Annotated in this window: 16 protein-coding genes, 3 pseudogenes and 1 other annotated feature; of the genes and pseudogenes, 5 read left to right on the forward strand and 14 right to left on the reverse strand. The window is 57.4% G+C overall.

Going from position 1 to position 21911, the window contains the following annotated elements; translation table 11 throughout:
• Positions 1-119 precede the first annotated feature (119 nt).
• The 12 genes and pseudogenes from LOS8367_RS19430 to LOS8367_RS18265 all read right to left on the reverse strand — a co-directional run bounded on the left by LOS8367_RS19430 (position 120) and on the right by LOS8367_RS18265 (position 14382).
• On the reverse strand, positions 120-248 hold the full coding sequence (locus LOS8367_RS19430) for a hypothetical protein (protein WP_278247982.1): 129 nt from the start codon (positions 246-248) through the stop codon (positions 120-122).
• Between the two features lie 226 nt (positions 249-474).
• Positions 475-729: pseudogene (locus LOS8367_RS19355) on the reverse strand (transposase); the annotation flags it as partial.
• 183 nt (positions 730-912) lie between these two features.
• Entirely contained in the window at positions 913-1884 is a 972-nt protein-coding gene (locus LOS8367_RS18220) for a GDP-L-fucose synthase family protein (RefSeq protein WP_085897967.1), read from the reverse strand.
• Between the two features lie 4 nt (positions 1885-1888).
• On the reverse strand, positions 1889-3010 hold the full coding sequence (gene gmd, locus LOS8367_RS18225) for a GDP-mannose 4,6-dehydratase (RefSeq protein ID WP_085897968.1): 1122 nt from the start codon (positions 3008-3010) through the stop codon (positions 1889-1891).
• Positions 3007-5286 carry a hypothetical protein gene (locus LOS8367_RS18920; protein ID WP_133056381.1) on the reverse strand — a complete coding sequence of 760 codons (2280 nt, stop codon included), beginning with the start codon at positions 5284-5286 and terminating at the stop codon, positions 3007-3009. Before LOS8367_RS18920 ends, gmd begins: the two co-directional genes overlap by 4 nt.
• Before the next feature lie 39 nt (positions 5287-5325).
• Positions 5326-6291 (reverse strand): class I SAM-dependent methyltransferase, encoded by a 966-nt coding sequence (locus tag LOS8367_RS18925; RefSeq protein WP_133056382.1) that lies wholly within the window; start codon positions 6289-6291, stop codon positions 5326-5328.
• Complete coding sequence (locus tag LOS8367_RS18240) at positions 6292-9732, reverse strand: 6-hydroxymethylpterin diphosphokinase MptE-like protein (protein ID WP_207569300.1); 3441 nt, start codon at positions 9730-9732, stop codon at positions 6292-6294.
• A gap of 3 nt (positions 9733-9735) precedes the next feature.
• Entirely contained in the window at positions 9736-10791 is a 1056-nt protein-coding gene (gene galE / locus LOS8367_RS18245) for a UDP-glucose 4-epimerase GalE (protein WP_085897971.1), read from the reverse strand.
• The gene (locus tag LOS8367_RS18250) at positions 10791-11741 is read right to left on the reverse strand and encodes a phosphoglycerate dehydrogenase (RefSeq protein ID WP_085897972.1); all 951 of its coding nucleotides are present in this window, start codon (positions 11739-11741) and stop codon (positions 10791-10793) included. The genes galE and LOS8367_RS18250 overlap by 1 nt, the downstream gene beginning before the upstream one ends.
• Complete coding sequence (locus tag LOS8367_RS18255; protein ID WP_085897973.1) at positions 11738-12427, reverse strand: acylneuraminate cytidylyltransferase family protein; 690 nt, start codon at positions 12425-12427, stop codon at positions 11738-11740. The genes LOS8367_RS18250 and LOS8367_RS18255 overlap by 4 nt, the downstream gene beginning before the upstream one ends.
• Positions 12396-13364 carry a glycosyltransferase family 2 protein gene (locus LOS8367_RS18260; RefSeq protein WP_085897974.1) on the reverse strand — a complete coding sequence of 323 codons (969 nt, stop codon included), beginning with the start codon at positions 13362-13364 and terminating at the stop codon, positions 12396-12398. The genes LOS8367_RS18255 and LOS8367_RS18260 overlap by 32 nt, the downstream gene beginning before the upstream one ends.
• 94 nt (positions 13365-13458) lie before the next feature.
• Complete coding sequence (locus tag LOS8367_RS18265) at positions 13459-14382, reverse strand: 6-hydroxymethylpterin diphosphokinase MptE-like protein (RefSeq protein ID WP_306456271.1); 924 nt, start codon at positions 14380-14382, stop codon at positions 13459-13461.
• Between LOS8367_RS18265 and LOS8367_RS18270 the strand changes: the two are divergent.
• Positions 14282-15547, forward strand: a pseudogene (locus tag LOS8367_RS18270) (IS3 family transposase). The gene LOS8367_RS18265 and the pseudogene LOS8367_RS18270 sit on opposite strands and share 101 nt — an antisense overlap.
• Positions 14603-14716, forward strand: a sequence feature (AL1L pseudoknot). (Overlaps the previous pseudogene by 114 nt.)
• A 423-nt stretch (positions 15548-15970) precedes the next feature.
• Here LOS8367_RS18270 and LOS8367_RS18275 read toward each other — a convergent pair.
• A pseudogene (locus LOS8367_RS18275) lies at positions 15971-16865 on the reverse strand (recombinase family protein).
• 152 nt (positions 16866-17017) lie between these two features.
• A complete protein-coding gene (locus LOS8367_RS19225; RefSeq protein WP_085897976.1) occupies positions 17018-17296 on the reverse strand; it encodes a hypothetical protein in 279 nt (92 codons plus the stop codon).
• A 341-nt stretch (positions 17297-17637) separates the two neighbouring features.
• Here LOS8367_RS19225 and LOS8367_RS18285 point away from each other — a divergent pair, with 341 nt between their 5' ends.
• From LOS8367_RS18285 to LOS8367_RS18300, 4 genes are all read left to right on the forward strand, one after another.
• On the forward strand, positions 17638-18846 hold the full coding sequence (locus LOS8367_RS18285) for a hypothetical protein (RefSeq protein WP_085897977.1): 1209 nt from the start codon (positions 17638-17640) through the stop codon (positions 18844-18846).
• Positions 18847-18939: 93 nt separating this feature from the next.
• Positions 18940-19542, forward strand: coding sequence for a hypothetical protein (locus tag LOS8367_RS18290; RefSeq protein ID WP_133056383.1), 603 nt, complete (start codon positions 18940-18942; stop codon positions 19540-19542).
• 99 nt (positions 19543-19641) lie between these two features.
• Entirely contained in the window at positions 19642-20325 is a 684-nt protein-coding gene (locus tag LOS8367_RS18295) for a hypothetical protein (protein ID WP_085897979.1), read from the forward strand.
• Between the two features lie 26 nt (positions 20326-20351).
• Positions 20352-21719 (forward strand): hypothetical protein, encoded by a 1368-nt coding sequence (locus LOS8367_RS18300; RefSeq protein WP_085897980.1) that lies wholly within the window; start codon positions 20352-20354, stop codon positions 21717-21719.
• Positions 21720-21911: the final 192 nt, after the last annotated feature.

Below are 21911 nucleotides of genomic sequence, written 5' to 3' on the forward strand. Positions count from 1 at the left end.
TCAGCCTTGGGCAATATCCCACCCGCCGAATTTGCCATGAAAACAGCACTGGAACAGCAGGCCGCATAGCCTCAGAAACCACCCATGGATTCTCCGTCAAACCGGAGGAAAGACGGGTCTCAGGTCAGCGTGTCGCAACTCTCAGGGCTGACCGCCGCCATGTGCATCGTCGATCCGATATCGACGGCTCCAGACCAAGGAGTGACCAGCTTCATCTGCGGGTCGCTACCGGTCTTGGCTTTCGTCATGGCATCTCCTCCGTTCGAGCGGAGGGCGTGGGTTACGCCAGTTCGTCATCTTCCTAACCGGGATCGCGCGGACAGCCGGCGTCACCACTCTCAAGTGCGCATGAACCCATGGGCCACGTTTTTGACGGGGTCGAACCCACCAATAAGCGAAAGGCCGCTGCCTTCCTGGTCGAGCGTAGCATGCGGCGTTTCTATCCCGCACAGGCGGGCGTCGGCCCGGAATGGTCTTTAGGATGTCACGCTCCGCCTTGAGACGGGCGACCTCCTTGCGCAAGGCCGCGATCACGGCCTGCTCAGGGCTGATCCGCCCGTGGCCCGGGAATCCTCAAAGCGGGGCGTCTCCCACCTCGCGCATCCATCGGCGCAGCACGCTCTCGGACAACTCCAGATCCCGGCATGTCTGGACGACGGCAACACCGCGCTCCGTAACCAACTTCACAGCCTCGATCTTGAACTCTCGGCTGAACGTTCGTCTCTTCATCTGAGGTCTCCAATCCCATGGTCACGATCTTATCGTCGTGTCCACGGGACCGGCAGCAGCCAAGTCCGCCGAATCTACTATGAATACAGCGCTGGAACAGGAGGCCGCACAGCCTCAGAAATCACTCACGGGTTTTTCGTCAGACCGGAGAAAAGATGGGCCTTAGGACAACAATATTCGAACTCAGCCCCTAGGAGCGGAAGTTCGAGACTTTATCTTCTCTAAATACCAGCAGTATGTTGCTCGGATTCCATCCTCTAGCCGGACCTTAGGCTGCCATCCCAATTCATGAAGGCGTCTGGAATTCATCAACTTGCTGAATGTTCCATCCGGCATTGATGTGTCGAACTCTATGCACCCTTGGAATCCCGTGATCTCTGCAATTAGTCGAGCTAAGTCCCCGATCGATATTTCGCTGCCGGAGCCGACATTGATATGGCTCATCATGGGTTTGGTCTTCGATTCATAGAAGTGTCGATCAAGGCCCAAGAGGAAAATGCTCGCGTCGGCCATGTCGTCGACGTGCAAGAATTCCCGCCGTGGTCGTCCCGACCCCCATACGGTCACGGAACTGGCCCCGCATTCACGAGCTTCATGAAAACGCCGGATCAAGGCTGGCATCACATGGCTGTTCTCTGGGTGAAAGTTGTCCCTTGGGCCGTAAAGATTGGTGGGCATCACCGACCGATAGTCCCGTCCATATTGCCGATTGAAGCTTTCACAAGTCTTGATGCCGGCGATCTTAGCGACCGCATAGGGTTCGTTGGTCGCCGCTAGTCGCCCGGTCAAAAGGGCTTCCTCGGAGATAGGGAGTTCTGCCTCACATGGATAGATGCAGGAGGATCCGAGGAATAGAAGACGTTGTACCCCCGCTGCATGTGCCTGCCCGATCACGTTGGTCTGTATCATAAGGTTGTCGTGGATGAAATCGGCCGGATAGACATTATTGGCATAGATGCCGCCGACTTTGGCCGCCGCCAGCACGACCGCATCTGGCCGCTCATTCTGCATAAATTCTCGTACGGCGCCCTGATCGCACAAATCAAGCTGGTCGGACGTTCGGGTTACCAACTCGTCGCACCCGCGTGCTGCGAGCCGCCGCAGGATCGCACTTCCGACCATGCCCCGATGTCCGGCGATAAAGATTTTTGCCATGTGCTTAGCCTTCGAATTTGACGGGTGGACCGAACCCATGGGATTTCAAGAACGCATGGCGTTGCGCTGCCATATGGTCTGCGGCGACCATTTCGCGACACATTTCGCGTGCAGTGATCTCCGGTACCCAACCCAGCTTCTCGCGCGCCTTTCTGGGATCGCCCAAGAGCGTTTCGACTTCAGCAGGGCGAAAGTAGTGTGGGTCGATGCGCATGATCACGTCACCCGGCTTGAGCATAGGCGCGAGCTCGCCCTCAATGGCTTCGACAATACCAATCTCGTCTACCCCGACTCCTTCGAAGCGCAACGTAATGCCCAAGTCTTCTGCTGCCCAAGTGATGAAATTACGTACGGAATACTGCTTGCCAGTGGCGATGACGAAATCATCGGGTGTGTCCTGCTGGAGCATCATCCATTGCATGCGGACAAAGTCCTTGGCATGACCCCAGTCACGCAGAGCATCGATGTTGCCCATATAGAGACAGGGTTCTAGCCCCAGAGCGATGTTCGATAGTCCGCGCGTAATCTTGCGAGTCACGAAGGTTTCCCCCCGCCGCGGGCTCTCGTGGTTGAACAAGATGCCGTTGCAGGCAAAAAGCCCATATGCCTCCCGGTAGTTCACCGTCATCCAATAGGCGTAGAGCTTGGCTACAGCATAGGGTGAGCGAGGGTGAAACGGCGTAGTCTCGGTCTGCGGCGTCTCGCGGACCAATCCGTAAAGCTCAGAGGTCGAGGCCTGATAGTACCGGACATCCTTTTCGAGCCCCAAGAAACGTAGCGCCTCAAGCAGGCGCAAGGCACCAAGGGCATCTACATCGGCCGTATACTCTGGGGCCTCGAAGCTGACGGCAACGTGGGATTGCGCCCCGAGATTGTATATCTCGTCGGGCCGAACTTCTGCCAAAATCCGTGTCAGATTAGAACTATCGGTCAGATCCCCGTAATGAAGGTGAAACCGGCCGCCTTCGATATGTGGATCTTTATAAAGGTGGTCCACCCGCTGCGTATTGAACGAGGAAGCCCGACGCTTGATGCCATGTACTTCGTACCCTTTCTCTAAGAGCAGCTCGGACAGGTAGGAACCATCCTGGCCTGTGATGCCAGTGATGAGCGCGACCTTGGTCATTTCTTACCCGCAGTGCCGAGCAGGCCACAGGGGTGAGAAAGCAGGAGATCTACTGTACCGAGATCATTCCTCTCCTTGGCGCGACAGTATTCGACAAATTCAGTGCTGCTTTCATTGGATACGAGGCCCTTTATGTGAAACGACCGCAGCCTATCTCTGTACCCGTATCTATCCGGAAATTCTGATACGGCGTAGTCCCGTATCAACGAGCTGATAACCTCTGTCGGGTCTATTCCCTGAGAAACCAGTCTCATCGGTGAAAACTCAAACCTCAAAAGCCAGTCCTGCGACTGGAGGAACTTATCTCGAAGTTTTTCTAAGAAAATTTCGATGGGCGCCCTAGATCCAATTCTCCCGTAGAATCTATCGCAACCATTAATCGATTCGATGAGCTTGAAGACGGCTGCATTTTCTAGGTCTTCCGAGTTCTTCTCAAGATATTCTTCTGAAGGAAGTACGGAGATAGATTCTAAGCCATTCGACTTTGCGTTGTGACGAAGGAATGAGTTAACTCTCTGATCGAACTCAATAGACATCACAGGAACGTCTGAGAAACGGCTTGCCAAGATCAACGGTAAGGCTGACTGACCGGATGCGAGGTCGAAACAGAACTGTGGGTCTAGATCGCTCTTGAGGTGCTCATAGAAGAGGCTGGCCTCTTCGTGTCTCCAGCCCTCGGTATGATCCGAATTTTCTAGCTTATATTGGTGGTCGACGTCGAGAATGAGGCGTCTCAGGGTTATCTGTGAATTGTCTTTAACAAAAGTCGCACCAGCCTTGTGGCGGCTGAGCAGAATGGCATTCTGAGCTTCGCGAATGATCTGGAAGCCGTTATCCAGAAGGTAGGGGACAGCCAAAGTTCCTTTGGCGGTCCAGTTGCCGGCTGCATCGCGCCAGGTATCGTCGATGCATATCAGGCCGTCCGGGGACAGGCAGTCGACCAAAGCTATGGCGCATTTCAGATGCATTTCGTGACATTCGGACTCGTCTATGCGAGATCCCAAGAACTTTTCGTACCGCCCCTGCCGAAGTTCGCTATGCTTGCCGTGATCGAAGTCATACGCGTCCAGAAACACATAATCCAATCTTCCATTCCAGTTGGAAAGATAGGATTCTCCTCGGTCCGTCACTGCTTCGAAAGACATAGCTTCGGCATCGAAGCTCTTCCGCGCCTCTAAGCTGTTGTCAGGGTCCATATCAACGGTCACGAAATGCATGTTATGCGCTTGGCAGAACTTCGCAAGTTTCATGGTTGAGCCCTGCCCGGGTGTGCGCTCGCGCGTCGTTCCGACCTCCAACAGGATGCGATGACGCAAAGTGGCGGGTGGGGTGCTCTCTAGCGCTTTGAGTAGAAGTGCGTGACCATGCTCCCCTCTTCCCCCTTCGCCCTTCTCTAGAGCGTGTTGCATCGCCCGCCGTTGTAGCGGAGTGAATAGGGCTGTGTCCGTCAGGAATGAGTTGGCCAAGCAGGAAGCGGCCCGCCATGCTTCGTTACGAAGAAGATAGCGGCGGGAAATTCGAATGCGGGGTTCGACGTCATCGCATTTGAGCTGTGCTTCCGCCTCCGCCAAGCTGTCGAAGCCAGACTGAACGTTCCCTAGAGAGAAATATTTGTCCGATACAGATATGTAAAAGTCGCCACGTTCTGCGCGAGGGAAGGTGAGTGACTTCTCACGGATCTTCTCTCGTAAATCCGTTTCTGTCCGAAAGATTTCAGCTACAGCATCACTGTAAACGCGGCTCTTCGGCGCTTCTGGTGCTGGCGCATTGTCATAGGTATACGGGCGAACGAGATGATCTTGCAAGAGAGCTAAAAGAGACTTGGTTTCCTCAATATTCTGCTTGCTTGCGGCTTCCTCGGAAGCATCAAGCTCTTCGCGAATCTCCGCGGCGGTTTCTGGAAGGAGCCTCATCTCTATGAGCTGCCTGTAGTACCTTTGACGGCCGGTTGAGGAGTTATCAGCGGCTTTAGCATCCAAGTGAATAGACTCCTTAAAGAATCCACCTGCCTGAGAGGGCGCTAGAAAAGCTGCAACACGCCCGAGACTATTATTGGCAGAAGAGAGAAGCACTCCTTCGACGAGCTGAGGGTCACACCCTAAGCTGCAGGCTTGATCGACAAGATTGCGCATTCCAATCATATCACCGATCTGGCCACGGCCGACCCCCACTAGAAGGGAGGCCAAGGCTGGATCGGCCGAGGCGAGAATCTCGTCCTCTGTGACATGAGCGAGATCGTTCCAATGGCCGTTGCAAAATAAGCCTCTGATGTTCACAAGATCGTCGCCTTCGTCTGTGTGCTTGGGGGTGATATCCTATCTCCTTGTAGATGCGAGAAAGTCTCGTAGAATTTCTACTTGCCCACGCAGTTTTATCAGTTCCTCTTGTCCGCCCCTGAACACTTCGTTTGTACCAATCAGAAGCTCAGCATCTCTTCGAGCTCTTCTTAGGTCTTCCGCTAGCCGTTTCGCATAGGACTCCGTGTTCTCCAGCTTCTTGGCGAACTCCCTGTTCTTTGACTGCAAATCCGCAGATTCTTTCTGCATTTTCTCGAGTCGGCTTGCCTCATCGCGGAGCTTTTCTTTCGTGATATCCAATTCTTTCAATGCAGTGGAAAGCTCTGCTGATATTTCCCTGACACGAGACGATAGATTTTCAGCTTCCTTGTTGGGGTAAATGGACAGGATCGGTCTCTCAGGATCCGCATCACTTTGCCGAATGCTTTTTTGATCAAGCGCCGTATCGCACCAAGCGATGCAACTTTGTAGATCGCTCCCATTCGTGTATAGCGTTGAGCGCGAGGTTTGGACAGTGACGCAGTCGAAATCTGCGAGGAGGCCTTCATCATTAAGGCCCCTCAGGATGTTCAGTTCGGCGCCTGGGACATCAATGATCAACCGATTGGGGTGATCGGAGGAGAACTCCAGCATGACAGCCATCTCCTGGAAGGAAAGACCGGGAACCGTCTCTCGACCGGTCTCAAGCAAGTTCTGATACAGGCTCAGAAGTCCGGACGGCGCCAGAGGCGAATCATGCATTGGAACATTGAATCTAACCAATTCCTCGTTCCTTCCGAAAAGGTTAGGAATGGCATGAGTGACAGTAATGCGGTCATCGTAAAGATCACGCTTAAGTCTAAGGAAAACGTCCCGCCTGGCCTCGAACAAGAATATCTTTTGGGCTGCTATGCGCCGAAGGGAGGGAAGATGCACTTCTCCCCCCACGACCACTAAAGTTCCAAGCATTTCTGCTCCGGGAAAAAGACGGTCCGAAACAATCATCTATTTTGTACCTGATATCAGCCGCTTTGCGCTTCTCAATGGCCCAGTGACTTGCCACGAGGTGGATCGAAGAATTTCTTTAATATTCTCGTCGAGACGACTGCGCTCTGCCTCCAGTTCTGCAATGGTCTTCTTGGCCTTCTCGGAGTCGGAAAAGTATTTGTCGGCAGTTGCACGCAGCTGAACCAATTGCTGCTCAAGGAGCGCGCGGGTGGTCTGCTCTTCCTTAAGTTGCCCTTGTGTTCGTCGTGAGGCAATTTCCAAAGTTTGCATCTTCGCGGAAAGGCTTCTCAGCCTATTAAGCGCGTCGTCAATATCCATTGAGAAATCGAAGCCTCGCGGTCGCGTGCTGCTCGCCTGTAGCTCAAGAAATGTCCGGAGCACCTCAGGCATATCTTGGAGAGCAGCTTGGGCCAAAGCCTTGGTTATTGGGTCGCCCTTTGGCGTGATCGCGCTCTCGAACTCCGAAATGTTCAATCCCTTTTCTTCTAGTAGCTTGGGAAAGCCGGTCTTTCCGCTCAAGAGATCATCAGCGCAAAAAACCGTTAGCTTGTCGCGATACTGCCGGTAGAGCTCAAGATGGCGCTCGGCGTCGCACTGCCACCGCTCCAAGGTCGTCTTGACGTCGCCTTGTCGGGCAGACGCATTCAGCGTTGAGCGGGGATCCTGATATAGAAGAACGCCGCTTCCGACGGAATTCGGTAGAAGGAGACCTGCCTCGTCGGGATCAATCCGCTGCGACAGCGCGCCGTCCTCGATCAGATAGATGCCACAGAATGTTTCGGGGTGCTGGCCTTCGATTGGCGCCGCCGATCCCTTGCCATTGTTGAGCAGTACGTCGTAATCGACGCGTTCAAACTGTTCCAGTTTCCCGCCCTTGGTCGCGTTGTATATCTTCCTACCTACCGAAGAGAAGGCCAGATCGGCCATCTTATAATTGGCTAACACACGCTCTAGCTTTGGATCTTTCCAGGTCTTCCCCTTCCCAAAGTAGTCTTTGTGAAAGTGGTTCGGGTCGTCGGAGTCTGAGGTCAGAACGTCCCCGTTGCGACTATGGCTTTCCGGAATGATATAATCGAAATCCATCCCGATCAGATATACCTCCGTAAAGCCCATGTAAAACGCAAGCTGGAGGTTGATGTAGGTCACGGATTGGCCGCAATATAATACCCTGCTGGCGTCCGTCGAGAAGCGAGGAACGCAGTAATTGGGCGAAGATTTCTCGTAGAACCCCCTATTCATCTCAAAAAAGAATGTGTTCGGGGTCTTTTCGTGAAGTTTGGAGTATATCGTGGGGAAGAATTTGAATGGTGCGTCGTAGTTTCTGATTTCTTGAAGGTTCTCTTTCATGACGGAATTATCTTCAACCACATAGAATGTGGGCCTGAAGCCAGATTCTCGCGTTTTGTAGTAGAAAGAGTTCACACCAAACGAGTACTCATCCTCTAGAAGCGATAGGTCGTGCTTGTTAAGGGACGGTCCATTGCCGATGATAAAGCATCGCTTACCTTGATATTTATTGTGGAACGCCCTTAAATCAGCCGTATCGGGTTGGCCCGCACTGGCATATACTTCGCGCTTCGGGTAATCTTCCAGTCCCTTGAAGTCTGGGGGGAATATAGCGGTCTCTTCGATCGCTGCTTTATTCGTTTCCCTGACTCGTCGACCATTGACTGTGATCTGATCACCGCTCTTATAGAGGTCAAGGTCTCCAAAGTCTTCGGCGCGATCGATAAGGAGTTGGAGAGTCGTCTGCCGGCCGGCATGGGAGCAATTCTTATGGATATACTCTCCTGGCCGGATGGAAGGGTCGTACTTGCAGCAGTAGTTTTCGGTCAGATGACCGTATATCTCCTTGAATCTGCTACGGGCTGCCTGATCGGTAGGGTGGTGAAGGTGAACATAGGTCTGCCGGCTGACCTTAATCTTCTCGGGTGCAATGTGATTGAGAACAGTGACGTCTAACGCCCGATCTTCACAGGAATATCCCACATACTGTTCGAACCCTTTTACCGCGAGAAACACGGATCGGTTGAAGATGACCACGCCTCCGGAAATCGTCACCGGGTTGCGAATTTTGCTTTTGTCCTTGAGGGAAGTCAGCCGATAGGTTCGCCGAATCTCTTCGACCTCAGTCTCATCGGAGTAGTATATATTGACGTATGGGGAGACGACGTGCAGCTTTTCACGACAGTCGATCGTGTCTCTCAAGAAGTTCGGCCCGGTCAGAACATCGGTGTCCATGAGCGCCACCACGTGGGCATCTTGGCAGAAATGCCGGACCGCTACGTTGTATCCCCATCCACGGTTAAAATCAGACGGGTTGTATATGAACTCGTGCCTGACGTAGGATTTGGGATCTAGAAAGGCGAGGTCGAGTTGAGGTTTCGAGTCTTGCTCAACAATCAATACTTCGTAAATGTCGCCATAGTAATGGTCGATCCATTCAAGAAGAAACTTTAAATTCGCACGTCTTTCGGGCTGTTCTGGATTATCGCGGACCCCGATCACCAACGTCGCAAGATACTGGTCATCGCATTTTATAGAGTCCATAATGCGTTTTTTCTTCTTGGCGTCGATCCGCTCTATGGGAGCAAAGCCGGAGAACTCGTAATTTGGAAATGTGAAAGACGTTTTATCCACGGGTAGGGGTGACATATTCATAACTCTCATCAGCTCCGTATAGATATATTCGCTCCCGGCTTGAGTCAGGTGAATATTGTCGCAAGTGTATTTCTGGACATCGTTTTCATCCCAAGCCCTGAGGTCGACGAGGGGAATCCCGGCAGCGGACAGTTGTTCGGCGAATAGGTCTGCATAGGCGTGCGTCAGCGAGATGTTACTGGGGCGACCTCTCTTGAAGTTTCCCTCCCAACCCGGGACGAAACGGTTCGCAACCAAAAATACCAAGTTGGGTATTCTGCTCAACCTGTCAATTACCTTCGGCGCCATGTCTAGGCTGTACAGGTTGTTTGTCTTCTGCCCCTCGTATTCTGCGTCGAAATGTCCCTTTAGATGGTTCGTGACTTCAGACTCTCCGAACACCTCATCAAATATTCTTTTCTTGCAATTTATTATCTTTTTGGAATAATCTCTTGTATTTAGAGATATATTACCTTTGTTGCGCTGGTCCCTATTGTCGTAAAGATCTTTTATGGCGCTTTCGGAGGGACGCGGCGACCACTCTACAATACCTGTATAGAGTACAACGTGGTCGTATTCATATAAATCTTCTGGTGTAAAACTTTCCAGAAAGTCCAGCGTGGTTGTCCACTTGTAGGGGCACAGGTACATTTTGACGTCGAGCCTGCTATCTTTTGCAAGGCGTTCCGCAAAAATGTCATATGTTCCGTCGTCCGGTTTGTGTTGGCCGCGGCTGTCTGTGAAGATCAGTATTCTCTTCTTAATGGGCGTTTCCGGATTACTGAATTGCAATTGCACTTATCATCCTTGCCGTACGTCGTTCTTGGTAGGGTTCGAATGGCCCGGCCCTCGAAATCCGTTCGGGTTCCGTTGCTGCCATGCCCATGTACTCGTGCACATTTCGTCAAGTGTGCGTTCCGCTTTCCATCCCATAAGCTTGTAAGCTTTGGAGGGATCGGCAATGGAAGTTGCGATATCTCCAGGTCGGCGATCGGTAACGACGTAGGGGATATCTCGACCGCTCGCTCGTGAGAAGGCGTCGATCATTTCACGAACCGTATGACCGGCGCCGGTGCCGACGTTGATGGTCTCGGTACCCTGGTGTCGATCGGCCAGTTCCAAAGCCGCGACATGGGCGCGGGCGAGGTCGACGACATGGATGTAATCGCGCATTCCTGTCCCGTCGCGAGTTTCATAATCCGCGCCGAATATTGAGACCCGATCGCGACGTCCGATGGCCACTTGGGACACATACGGCAAAAGGTTGTTCGGTGTGTCGGTGGGATCTTCGCCGATTTCTGCAGAGTCGTGCGCGCCCACGGGGTTAAAATATCTCAGTAGCACCGCTGAGGAATCCGACCGTGCGCCTTGCCAGTCTTGTATGATCTTCTCGGCCATGTGTTTCGTGCGGCCATATACGTTTTCTGGCGCACAGGGGTGGTTTTCGTCGAACGGCAGGTATTCGGGCCGACCATATACGGTTGCCGAGGAGGAGAAGATAATTTTACGGCATCCCGACCGGTCCATTGCCCTGAGCAGATTTATCGTGCCCGAGACGTTCACGTCGTAGTACTCGACCGGCTTTTCCGCGCTCTCGCCTACCGCCTTTAATCCGGCGAAGTGGATCACGGCATCGGGACGATACGCGTCGAGATGGCCTTCCATAGCCTCGCTGTCACTGACATCTGCAGTGATCTGGGAGAAGTGGTGGCCGGACAGCTTTTCTATCCGCCTCAGGCATTCCGGCGAGCTGTTCCTGAAATTATCGAGAATGCAGATGTCATGCTGCTTTGCCAGCAGTTCGAGAGCTGTATGGGACCCTATATAGCCGGCTCCACCTGTTACCAGAATACGCATCACTTCACCTTTGAGCTGACTGGATCCATGAATTCCGCCATCCGATTTATAGCCTGATGGCTCGCTCGGATCACCGCGTCGACGCTGTTGGATCCATTGTGCGAGCCGAAGATGCAGCGATCCATGCCGCGCAGAGGACTTTCGATCGGCAATGGCTCAACCTCGAAGACGTCAAGCGCCGCCGAGTGGACGCGCCCGTCTTGCAGCGCCTCGATCAGCGCGGTTTCGTCGATCAGGGGGCCTCGTGCTACGTTGACGATACGGATCCCTGGTCGGACGCGTTTAAGTACGGTCGCATCGAGCATATGAAAGTTTTGGCGGTTCAGAGCGCAGGTGAAAACCAAGACGTCGAGATCCTCGACTGCCTCGGGCCAAGGGGCCCGATAGAGATCAGCAATGCCAGCGTCTCCCTCGATGCCGGGATCATAGGCGGTAACTCGCATGCCGAGGGCTTGCAATCGCGTGATCATGTTGCGGCCGATATCACCCATGCCCACTACGCCGGCATGTCGACCGACAAGCGAGATCCCGGCCGGTTTCGGCCAGCCGCCCGCCCGGACGCCCCGGTCGATGGAAAATAGCTCGCGTGCGAGGCCGATCACGTAGGCGAGACCGACATCGGCGACCTCCGTGCCGAACATCTGCGGTGTGTTGATGATGGGAATTCCAAGGTCCCGGCAGGCCTCGAAATCGACGTTGTCGACACCGATCCCCCATTTTACCGCAGCGGTCAGACGTCCGGCCTGACCGGCCTCAAACACGGAACGAGTGGCTGGGTCATCACCGATGATCCAGCCGTCATAGTCCGGAAGGAGTACCTTAAGTTCTTCTTCGGAAAGGATCTGGGTAGTCTGGGCCCGGTGCAACCTGAGGCCCCGGTCGGCGGCAAAATCGACGAAGCGGTCGAACTGGCCAAGCATTGGCGGGCAAGTGACGATGACATCTTTCATGCGGGCAACTCCACATCCAGTTCTTGGTCGTGCTTGCGCACCGCCTGAAGCATGGCCACGCATTCGGCCATGTCCCAGTCCTCGGGCGTGTCGATGTCGACGCTCTCGAGTTTTATGGTTTCATACATTTCCGGCTTCCGGCCGATCCGCGCACCGGTTGCAGCAAAACTCTCTGACGAAAAGATGTAGAGACAGGAGTTCTCTTCGAACCAAGGCTCCAGATCCTGGGTCTGAATGAGATTGAGGGGATCATGATTTACCGCAGACCCGTCCTGCCTATAGAAACGAGTCTGGATTCTGTTCACCGTGAACAGGCTGTCCGCGGCGCCTTTGGCCCGGGCACCCATATAGCAGTCTAGTGCAGAGGATATGGTGCGCGCCGACAGCATAGGGTTGGTGGTGTGGGTCATCAGATAGGTATCAGCTGGTACGGCCTCGATATCGTCGGCGATGATCTTGTTCATCGATACCAAATCGCCGCACAGTTCGGGCTTGCGGTCGCGGATCACTACGCGCTCACTCTCTGACAGTCCGTTCTCAGCGAGAATGTGGCGAGCGTCCGTATTAATAACAACTTGATCTACGGCATCAATCTCGAGGAGCGAATCCAAGATCCAACGGAAGAGTGGCTTGCCATGGAGAACGCGAAAATTCTTACCCTTCACGCGCTGGCTGTTGGCTTTCATGGGCAGAAGGGCGACGGTTCGGCTTGAGCCAGTCATTTGCAGTGTCACTTTCGATTACAGAAGGATAGAAGAAGCGGTCTTTTTGGGCTTGGGAAAGTCGTCGGTGGTCATTATTTCCCGCCCAAGACCCCCAGTACTGTGCAAGTCGATATTTCACGATCGACCACCAATCGGACTGAAACTTGCCGTGTCGGACTGCGCTTTTCCAGTCAAGCCAGACGCTGCTAGCGACATAGCGCAGCACGTCCGAGCGCCTCAGGTGAACCTCGGGCATGATGCTTTGCAGCGCGAGGGCTTCACGCTCAAAGCGCCGACGGATTTTTGCCCAGCTTTCGGTATGATGGTGGAACACAGGAGCTTCCGCGACGTATCCGACGCATCCCCCATCTGCGACAAGGCGCTTAGCAAGTTCCATATCTTCTAGGCCAGTGAGTTCCTCATCGAAGCGATACCTCTCCCATGCCGCCCTAGTGAGAGCCGAATTGGCATTGTTGCAAAAAAAGCCTGCCTGAGGAACGGAGCTTTTCTCCGGGAAATATTTAGCGAAGATCCTTCGTTCCGAAAAATGACTGTCGTCGTCTCCTACTTGGCGCCCATAGCTGTAATCAGACTGGCCCTTCATCAAGGGCCGGCAAAGATTTTCTAGCCATCTTTCGTTAACCGGAACGCAATGCCCGGAGATGAATACGAAAATATCTCCGCGGGAAAATTCGCATCCCATATTTAGGGAGCGTCCGAAGGAAAATTCGGATTTGTGGATGGTCGTTATACGGGCCCCATGGCGTCGTGCGATCTCTACCGTATCATCAGTAGATCCAGAATCGATCACGATCACTTCGTGAGCGAGATCCTCGCAGCGCTGGCGAGCAATCATGATCAACAGATCTTCGAGATACTCTGCTTCGTTGAGAGTTCGAATAACGATGCTTGCCAGCATTGCCTGCTCCTCAAATCTTTTTACTGGCGCGTTCAGTAATTAGCGTCCGATGCACGGTAATTTTCTGAAGCGGATGAAAGACGCCCTCATCATTTCACTTCCCGAATATGTCCTCGTATCTTGCCTTCTCGAAGATGGTGCAAGCGCCTCCTCGAGTGACGTCTATAATGCGGCGTCCCTCTCTTTCATAGGCTTCGCGGGCGCAGCGGTAGGAGGCTTCCGACTGCGCGAGGTTCGGCGCATCCCACTCCTTGCCTCCGAAGTAATCTGGACTGAAATGATTGGGATCTGGCCCCTCCATTCTTAGCGGCGCATTGGGCGCCCCGCTTTGCGTGTAACGGTGGTCCAGGCCGACGATCACCACCTCGGCCGCACCCATGTAGCGTGCGATCTGCAGAGCCACGAAGGTTACTGTGTGACCCTCCCGTACCGACCGCGCGATGTCATGGCAGAAGGGCTCAGGAATACGAGTGGTGTTGATGTGAAAGGTAAAAGCATCCTGCGGCAGCAGCTGTCGACACCGGTCGGTTATGAACTTGATCGCGGTCATCTTGCGGAGGGCAGGCGCCTCCTGAGCGATGACCTTATCATTCACGGCAGCTAGGTAACGCGGGTAGAAGCCGAAGCGCCGGAGCCCAAGGTGGATCTTGTTGAGTCCGAATACCGTCTCGTAGCGAAGCGGCGAGAGATCCATCTCATTGAGTGAGGGGCCGTTGCACACAAGAACGATACGCTCCCCACTATGGCAGTTCTCGAACCGAGCTAGGGGGGAAATGTCAGGCATGGAGCGTGCGTTCTCGCATCTAGTGGGGCTTCCGTGTCCATACGAAACTCCGACTACCTCGCCTAGCCCCGCTTTGCCAGATATGAACCGCTCCGGGTTTGTCGGAGGCTCCAACTCCTGAGTAAGGTGGAGCATGAGCAAGACGACGAACAAGTATGCGCCTGAAGTGCGAGAGCGTGCGGCTCGCATGGTTCTGGGCAACGAAGGGCAGCATGACTCCCGCTGGGCAGCCATCCCGTCGATCTCGGCCAAGATTGGCTGCGCGCCGCAGACGCTGAACGAGTGGATCAAGAGGGCAGAAATCGACAGCGGCCAGCGGGCGGGCATACCGGCTGAGATGGCCGAAAAGATGAAGGTGCTTGAACGCGAGAACCGCGAGCTGCGTCAGGCGAACGATATCCTGCGCAAAGCCAGTACGTCGATCACGCCCCTCGAACCGGTGGCGTGACGCGATCGACTTTGCGCAGGCGAAGCTCGACCGCCGGTCGAAATGATGGTCGCCTTCATCGACGAACATCGCCGAGAGCACGGGGTCGAGCCGATCTGCAAGGTGCTGCCGATTGCCCCGTCCACCTATTATGATCACGTAGCGAAACGGGTTGATCCGGCCCGGCGGTCGGAGCGTGCCAAGCGGGATGCAGAACTGCGGCTAGAAATCGCGCGTGTGTTCGATGCCAACTTCCGCGTCTACGGCGTTCGCAAGGTGTGGCGCCAGCTGGAGCGAGAGGGCTTCGACGTGGCGCGCTGCACGGTGGCGAGACTGATGAGGTCCATGGGGCTACAGGGTGTCATTCGCGGCAAGCCGATCAAGACGACCCGGTCGGACAAGGCCACCCCTTGTCCGCGCGACAAGGTGAACCGCCAGTTCCGGGCGCCGGCACCCAACCGGCTATGGGTAAGCGACTTCACTTATGTCGCCACTTGGCAGGGCTTCGTTTATGTGGCCTTCGTCCTCAATGCCTGTGCCAGGCGGATCGTCGGTTGGCGGGTGAGCCGTACGGCCCATACAAGCTTCGTCCTCGATGCTTTGGAGCAGGCGGTCCAACAGCGCCGGCCGGTGAAAGGCACCGGGCTGGTCCACCATTCCGACAGGGGCTCGCAATATCTTGCTATTCGCTACACCGAGCGCCTCGACGGGGCTGGGATCGAACCTTCCGTGCGCAGCGAGGGTGACAGTCATGACAACGCACTGGCCGAGAGCAACAATGGCCTTTTCAAGGCCGGAGTCATTCACCGCAGGGGGCCGTGGCGCAGCTTCGAGGCGGTCGAATACGCGACCCTCGAATGGGTGGACTGGTTCAACAACCGCCGCCTGCTCGAGCCCATCGGCAACATTTCTCCAGCGGTAGCGGGGGTAAATTACTACGCGTCTCTGGAGACATCGAGTATGGCCGCGTAGCTGAAACCAATCAGCCTCCGGCGAACGCGGGGCGGTTCAGTCCCACCGTCAGCCTGCATGCCGCACAGATGGACTGATCAGCTCGGCCCGCCATAAGCTTTGCCACGCCTTGGGACACGATCAGCATCCGAGAAGCCGTCATGGCAACTGCTATGACAATGCTGTCCCAAGGAGCTTCTTCGCCTTGCCCAAGCGCGAGAGGATCAGACGGCGCACCTACCGGACGAGCACGTGCTCAAGCCGGTCTGCCGCGACGCGCTGCGGCTCATGACGGGGCTTTTCCGGGACGTGGGCGCCCGTCGGATCAAGAGCGACCATGCTGAGATGGCGGCGATGAAGGCCAAACACGAAGAAGTCGCCGCGCTAGGGAGACTTGGCCGTACTTGATACGATGTCGACCCGAAGCACTCGAATATCACATTCTTAGTCACGGTCGCCGATGCCTTCGTCCATCAGCCCTGCCTTCTGCACCCGCGCCAACAGATGCGCGACCGATGATGTCGCCCATTTTGAGCGGCCGCGCGGCGTCGGCTCCCGCATCGTTTCGAGCCGCGCCGCGATCTCCTTCAGCGCCATCTCCGGCGCTGAGCTTTTGATGCCCGCGATGATTGCGAGAATCCGGTCGTCCTTCTGCGCGGGCGGGGCGCGGTCGAGCACGGCGCGATCCAGCAACCCGTCTTTCACGAACCGTCCAGCGGCGCGGCGCAGCCGCTCGACCGTCCAGGGCTTGGCGCCCGGATGCCGGCTGTTGATGATCCGCACAACGTCTTCCCACGGCAGCCGCGGCCGGAACTGCCGGATGGCGGGCAGCCACTGCTGCGCCTCCTCGTTCAGCTTGCCGAAGTAGCTGCGGTCGCGTGCCCGGCGCACCTTGGCGATCGCCTCTGGGTCGCGGTCCCGCAGCCCCGGATTGCCGCCGACGCGGCCTTTTTTCTCGCCGTGGCCAGTACCGCCAGCGTCCGCTCGCGGATCAGCGCGCGTTCGAAGACCGCCGTGGCGCCGAGGATCTGCAGCGTGAACTTGCCCTGCGCCGAAGTCGTGTCAATCGGATCGCCAAGCGAGCGGAAATGCGCGCCCTTGGCCTCCAGCGTCTCGATGACCTCGAGCAGGTGCGAGAGCGAACGCGCCAGGCGGTCGATGCGCACCACGACCAGCACGTCACCGCGGCCGAGGGTGGCCACCAGCTTCGCGAGGACCGGGCGGCCCCGGAGGCGAACTCCTCGTGGATCTCGGTGCAGCCCGCCGATTTCAGTTCGCGGCGCTGTGCCGCGGTGTCTTGAAGGTCGGTCGAGACGCGGGCGTATCCCATGAGTGCCATTAGCGTGCCGCCTCTCCGCACAGCACGACCTCGACCGTCTCCTCGAACTGCGAGCCGCTCGGCACCTCCCTCAGATGTTCGGCAATCCGGGCGAACCACTTGCGCGGCGGCGGTCGCTACGCCAGCTCCCGGAATGCCTGCTTGTCCTCGTCTCAGGAACTGTCGTCGCTGACGACCTCGGTTTCCACACTTGCCCTAGAGTTTTGAGAGAGCTTCCACATGGCATCGAGAAGCTCAGCGAGTTTATGTCCGGTGACCCGTGCTATCACGCTCTCGGGGAGGGCATGAAGTAAGGCCTCGGCGCTAGCTCTGTTCTCGCCAATATCGATTAGAGCATGGCGCGATTGATCTTGGTCCGATGGCTTGGGAACGTGGTCATTCTGAATCCTTTGGTTCGGCCCCACAAATGCAGGCGAGATGAACGTGACCATCGGTCAAGCCCTCATGCCGCTGGCAGAACACAGTTTCTCCAATTCAATTAGATAGATGAATACGGTCGTTTGAAAGCACCGGCAAGAGGCGCGCGGCTTTGACCGGCTTGGTAGGGGAGGGGAGGCGACAGGCGCCAGTCCCTTTGCCTTCAAGGGCGCGGAACGAAGCTGAGGCTTCCGTTCCACCTATAGGGGGTCGTCGGATTGGAGGGATCACCTCTCCAGACCCTTTCCTCAGAGGTTCTGATGAAACACGCCAGCAATCCACCAAGACAATTGAAAATGAGGCATTCTATCCTCAATTAGCATAGGAACTATGGGGTAGAGCAGGGGCTTGCCTGATGACCTCCGACGACACCGAAACAGCACGAAGCGCTGTCTCGATCTTCATGCGGGCCGAGGTTCTGGCTGCGCGACTAGAAGCCATGGCCCGGGCCGAGCCCGAGGTCGGAAACCTGTGGCGCTCGGAGATCGCACTGGCCGAAGCCGTGGCGAGCGCTGGTCTTGAGGGCATTCGGATTTCCGAGGGCGACCTGCTGCCACGCATCGCGCTGAATGGAAATCAGGACGCGGATCCGACCGGCGCGGAGCTGGCGCTGAGCCTGATCCGCGTGCTGAAGGCGCCGGGCGATCCTCTGGCGCGACCAGTCCAGATCGTCCGGCGCTTCGAGAGGGCGGCAGGCACCGGCATGGGGCCCGCTGTGGATCCGGACGATGAGCCCGAAGGCCAGCGGCTCGATGACGCCGAGATCGAGGGCCTCTTCGCAGACCTCAGCCCCGGCGACATGCCAATCCTGAGCGCGGCGCGGGCGGCGGCCGGCTATGCGGCGCTGTCGCAGCGCGCCAACCCGATCATCGAGAGGTTGATCTTCATGGCGGCCGACAGCAGCCTGCGAGGCCGGGCTGCGCGTGGGACCGGTCCCGAGGACGTTCTGCGGGGCCTGTCGGGCCGGGTCGATGCGCAGTGGGTCTCGCCGCCGGCGCTCGCGCTGAGCCATCGGAACTTCCAGCCTTGGTCGCCTGGAAGCGAGGCGGGGCTCATGACCCTTGGCACCAATCTCGCACGGCTCTTCGAGGCGGAGATCGGACGCTTCGCGCTGTCGCGCGACTGGCTGCGGCGCGGGCAGGAGGCAGCGCAGGGCAGGGGTGGCCGCTCGCGCATGGCCGATGCGGTGCAGGCCTTCGGCACCGCGCCGGTGCTGAGCTCGGCGCTGCTGGCCGGGACGATCGGCGTGTCGATCCGCACCGCGCTGACCCTATTGGACGAGCTGACGGATCTCGGCCTTCTGAAGGAGATCACCGGCCGCCGGACCGCGCGGATCTGGGCAGTGCCAAGCTTGGGCGCGCGCCTCGCGGCCCGGCCGTTCAGGCGGCCTCGGCGGCAGGGACACGTCGTCATGCCACGAGCCGAGATGCGGGAAACGGCGCGCAACCACAGCCGGGATGAGCGAGAGGCTTCGGTGCGGGCGATGGAGCATGCTTTCACTGATCTCGAGACGGCCCTCGGCAAGGCGAGCGCGCTTCTGATCCGTACGCGGCGGCAGGGGTGACGGCCTCCGCCAAGAAATTTCGGAAAAACCCGTTTCGGATTTTCGCAGAGATGGTTCAATTGCTTCGGCAGACCACTGAACAGGGATCTGCCCATGACGACGAATCGTACTTCTACCCCCCCTGAACCGCATCCCAAGCCGAATAGCATCCGTGCTCGGCAGTTGGCCGGGCAGGGGATCCCGGACTTCACCGCCCGCCGGACCGTGACGGTACTCGAGCCGCGTCTGCTGGCGACCGGCGCCGACATGCAGGCCTACCTGAAGGTCTCGCGGCTCGCGGCCCGCGCCATTCTCGAGGACCTGCGGATCAAGGCGCTGCCGGGCAAGCGCTACGACCTTCGCGACATCTGGTTCGCCCTCTGGGGCATCCGGAATGTCCCCGAAGAGGGCATTGAAGCGATGCGGGCGCCGCTCCTGACCGTGGCCGAGGTCGCTGTCTTGACCGGTGGCTGTGCCCGCACGATCCGCAGGGCAGGGGACAGCCGCTGCCCCGAGTGGCGATTGCCGCGCCATGTCGATCTGGGCCCTCGCACCCGCCGCTATCTGCGGCCGCTGGTCATGGCCGCCATCTACGATCTCGAGCCCGAGCCGTGGCTCACCCCGGCGCCGCGCAAGCCCATTCTGCAGAGCAGGCTGGTGGTGAAGACCCGCCTCGCGCCAGCCGAGAAGCCCACGAACGGACACAACCGCAGCTAACCGACAATATGACGAAGGCCCGTTCTCTTTCGGAAGCGGAAAACACACGGGCCTTCGTCATGTCCCCCTCGCATTACCGACAAACAGTCAAATAACGACATGACGATCCACCTCTCCACGCCTCAGGCCCCCACCCCGCGCCGCGCCTCCAACATGCAGGATGTGCTGGACCACGTTCTGGCCTCCCCGCGCTATGCCGAGGCCACGCGCATCGACTACGCCAGCGCGATCAAGCGCTGCGTGTCCCTCTACAACGCGAACCGCCTGACCGACGTGCCTGCCGATCTCGCGGCGTTCCAGCGCCGCTGGCCGAGCAACGGGTTCGACCCGTTGCGGTTCAAGGGCAAGCGGGCCCACCTCGCCTGGCGGCGCAAGATGCAGGCCGCCTTGCGCGAGTACTTCGGCGAGGCGGCGGCCGGGCGGGAACGGCGGTCACGCGACGACGACTGGGCCATTCTCATCGCCGTCACCGAGACGGCGCTGATCGAAACCGGGGGTGAGATTACCTCGATGATCCCTGTCAGGACCCTTGCCGACGTGGCGCGCAAGGCGAATCTGCCCCCTACCGAGCTGACAACGCCGATCGTCGCCCAGTGGGTCGAGGCAGCAGCGCCCGGTCGTCGGCGGTCACTGGTCCGTGCAGTCCAGACGCTGGAGGCGCTACGGGCCAGCGCGGCGATCCCCGCCGATCTGCTGCCCGCCACACCGCTCCAGGACATCGATGAGGACGCGGAGATGGACCGCGTCCAGCGGATGATCGCGACGAAGGCGGAGCTGATGTGATGCGGTATTACCGGGATCCGGCTCTAATGGCCGCGCGGATCGTGGCGGCGCCTTGTTGGGCGGCCATTCGCGAATTGCACAACATCCCGATGCTGGTCGTGAACGGCAAGGTGTCGCTGCCGCAGCTTCGCGAGCTGGATGCGTTCCTGGCCTATCGGGCGCGACGACGCGATCCGGAGATGACGCTGGGCTTCTTCGAGAAATACGGAGCAAAGCGCAGCCTGCATGAGCTCTGCTTGCTGCAATCGGCCTTCGGCGTATTCTTCGAGCGCAGCCCTGCGCATCGCGAGTTGGAAAAGGCGATCGCCAGCAAGCGAAGGGGCGGATCCCGGGATCTCAAGCCATATCCGCAGCGCCATCGGCGTTTCTCGGTCTATCCGCAGGAACTGCCGGGTGCCTGGCAGCAGGCCCTGGCGGACATGGAGATCGGATTGCCGGGGGTGGCCTGCGCAGCGCCGGCGGATCCGCTAATCACCACGACCCGGACCAAGCTGTGCGAACTGGGGCTCGTGATCCGCAACAGCGACCTTGATGTGGAACTGTCGATTGAGACGCTCTCGGCCTACGAGCACTCTCTCTACACGCGCGAACGGAGCTTGAGCCCGAGGACGATCCTGTCCGCTCTGCGGCAGCTGCGGGACTTCGGGAAATACATTGGCATCGATGAAGATCTGGAGCGCCACCTCGTCGCGCGGATCCGTCTGTGGGAGGACATGTCCGAACGAACCTTGTCATTCAAGGAGGGCAAGGTGATGGCCCTTCCAACTTATGCCGAGATCGCGGGTCTCGCGTTCGATCTACTGGGAGAAGCGGAACGGCTGTCGAACCCACGCCACGCGCAGCTGAAGCGCAACGTCGCCGTCGCGCTCCTGCTCTTCTGCCCGTTCCCGATGCGTGTCGCGGATACCAATATCCGGTTCGGGCACGAGCTGCTCTGGGACGGCAGCTTCTACCGCTTCAACATCCGGACGTCGAAGACCGGGGTCCCCTATGCACCGACGATCATCCCGGCCTACGGCATGTTCATCGACCTTCTGGTCCTGCAGGGCAGCTCGCCGGATCACCTCGAAACCCTTCGCCAGAAGTGCTTCCGCGAAAGGCGGCCGCTCTTCGTCAGCCATGAGGATCACAAGCTGCACGACGGGTTCGTCAGCCGGGCCTGGCGCATGGAGCTCGGCACGGGTTGTCACGCGGCTCGGACCAAGCTGCACGACGAACTCGCGCCATTGGGGCAGGAAGGCGTGGAGTTGGCCATGCGGGCTTGTGGCCAACGCAGCGAGAAGACCGCCGAGTTCTACCGCACCCGCGCCTATGACCTCGCGATGGTCAAGCGGGTGCATGATAACATGCTGGCAGGGATCACCGAGGACGAATGGCAGACTTACTTCGACTGAAGTTAAGGGAAACAGGCTAACACAAAAACTACATAATTATCATTACGCGTGCTGGCTGCGTGTGGCGGTGGATTCACGTTCGAAGTGCAACTTCTGTATGGAAACAGATGGTTACATGGAGAGCAATCGATGGGCACCTGCTACGCACATTTGGATCTCGAAGAGCGCCAGAAACTCGCGCGGTGGCGCGAG

Source organism: Limimaricola soesokkakensis, from assembly GCF_900172345.1.
Classification (GTDB): domain Bacteria; phylum Pseudomonadota; class Alphaproteobacteria; order Rhodobacterales; family Rhodobacteraceae; genus Limimaricola; species Limimaricola soesokkakensis.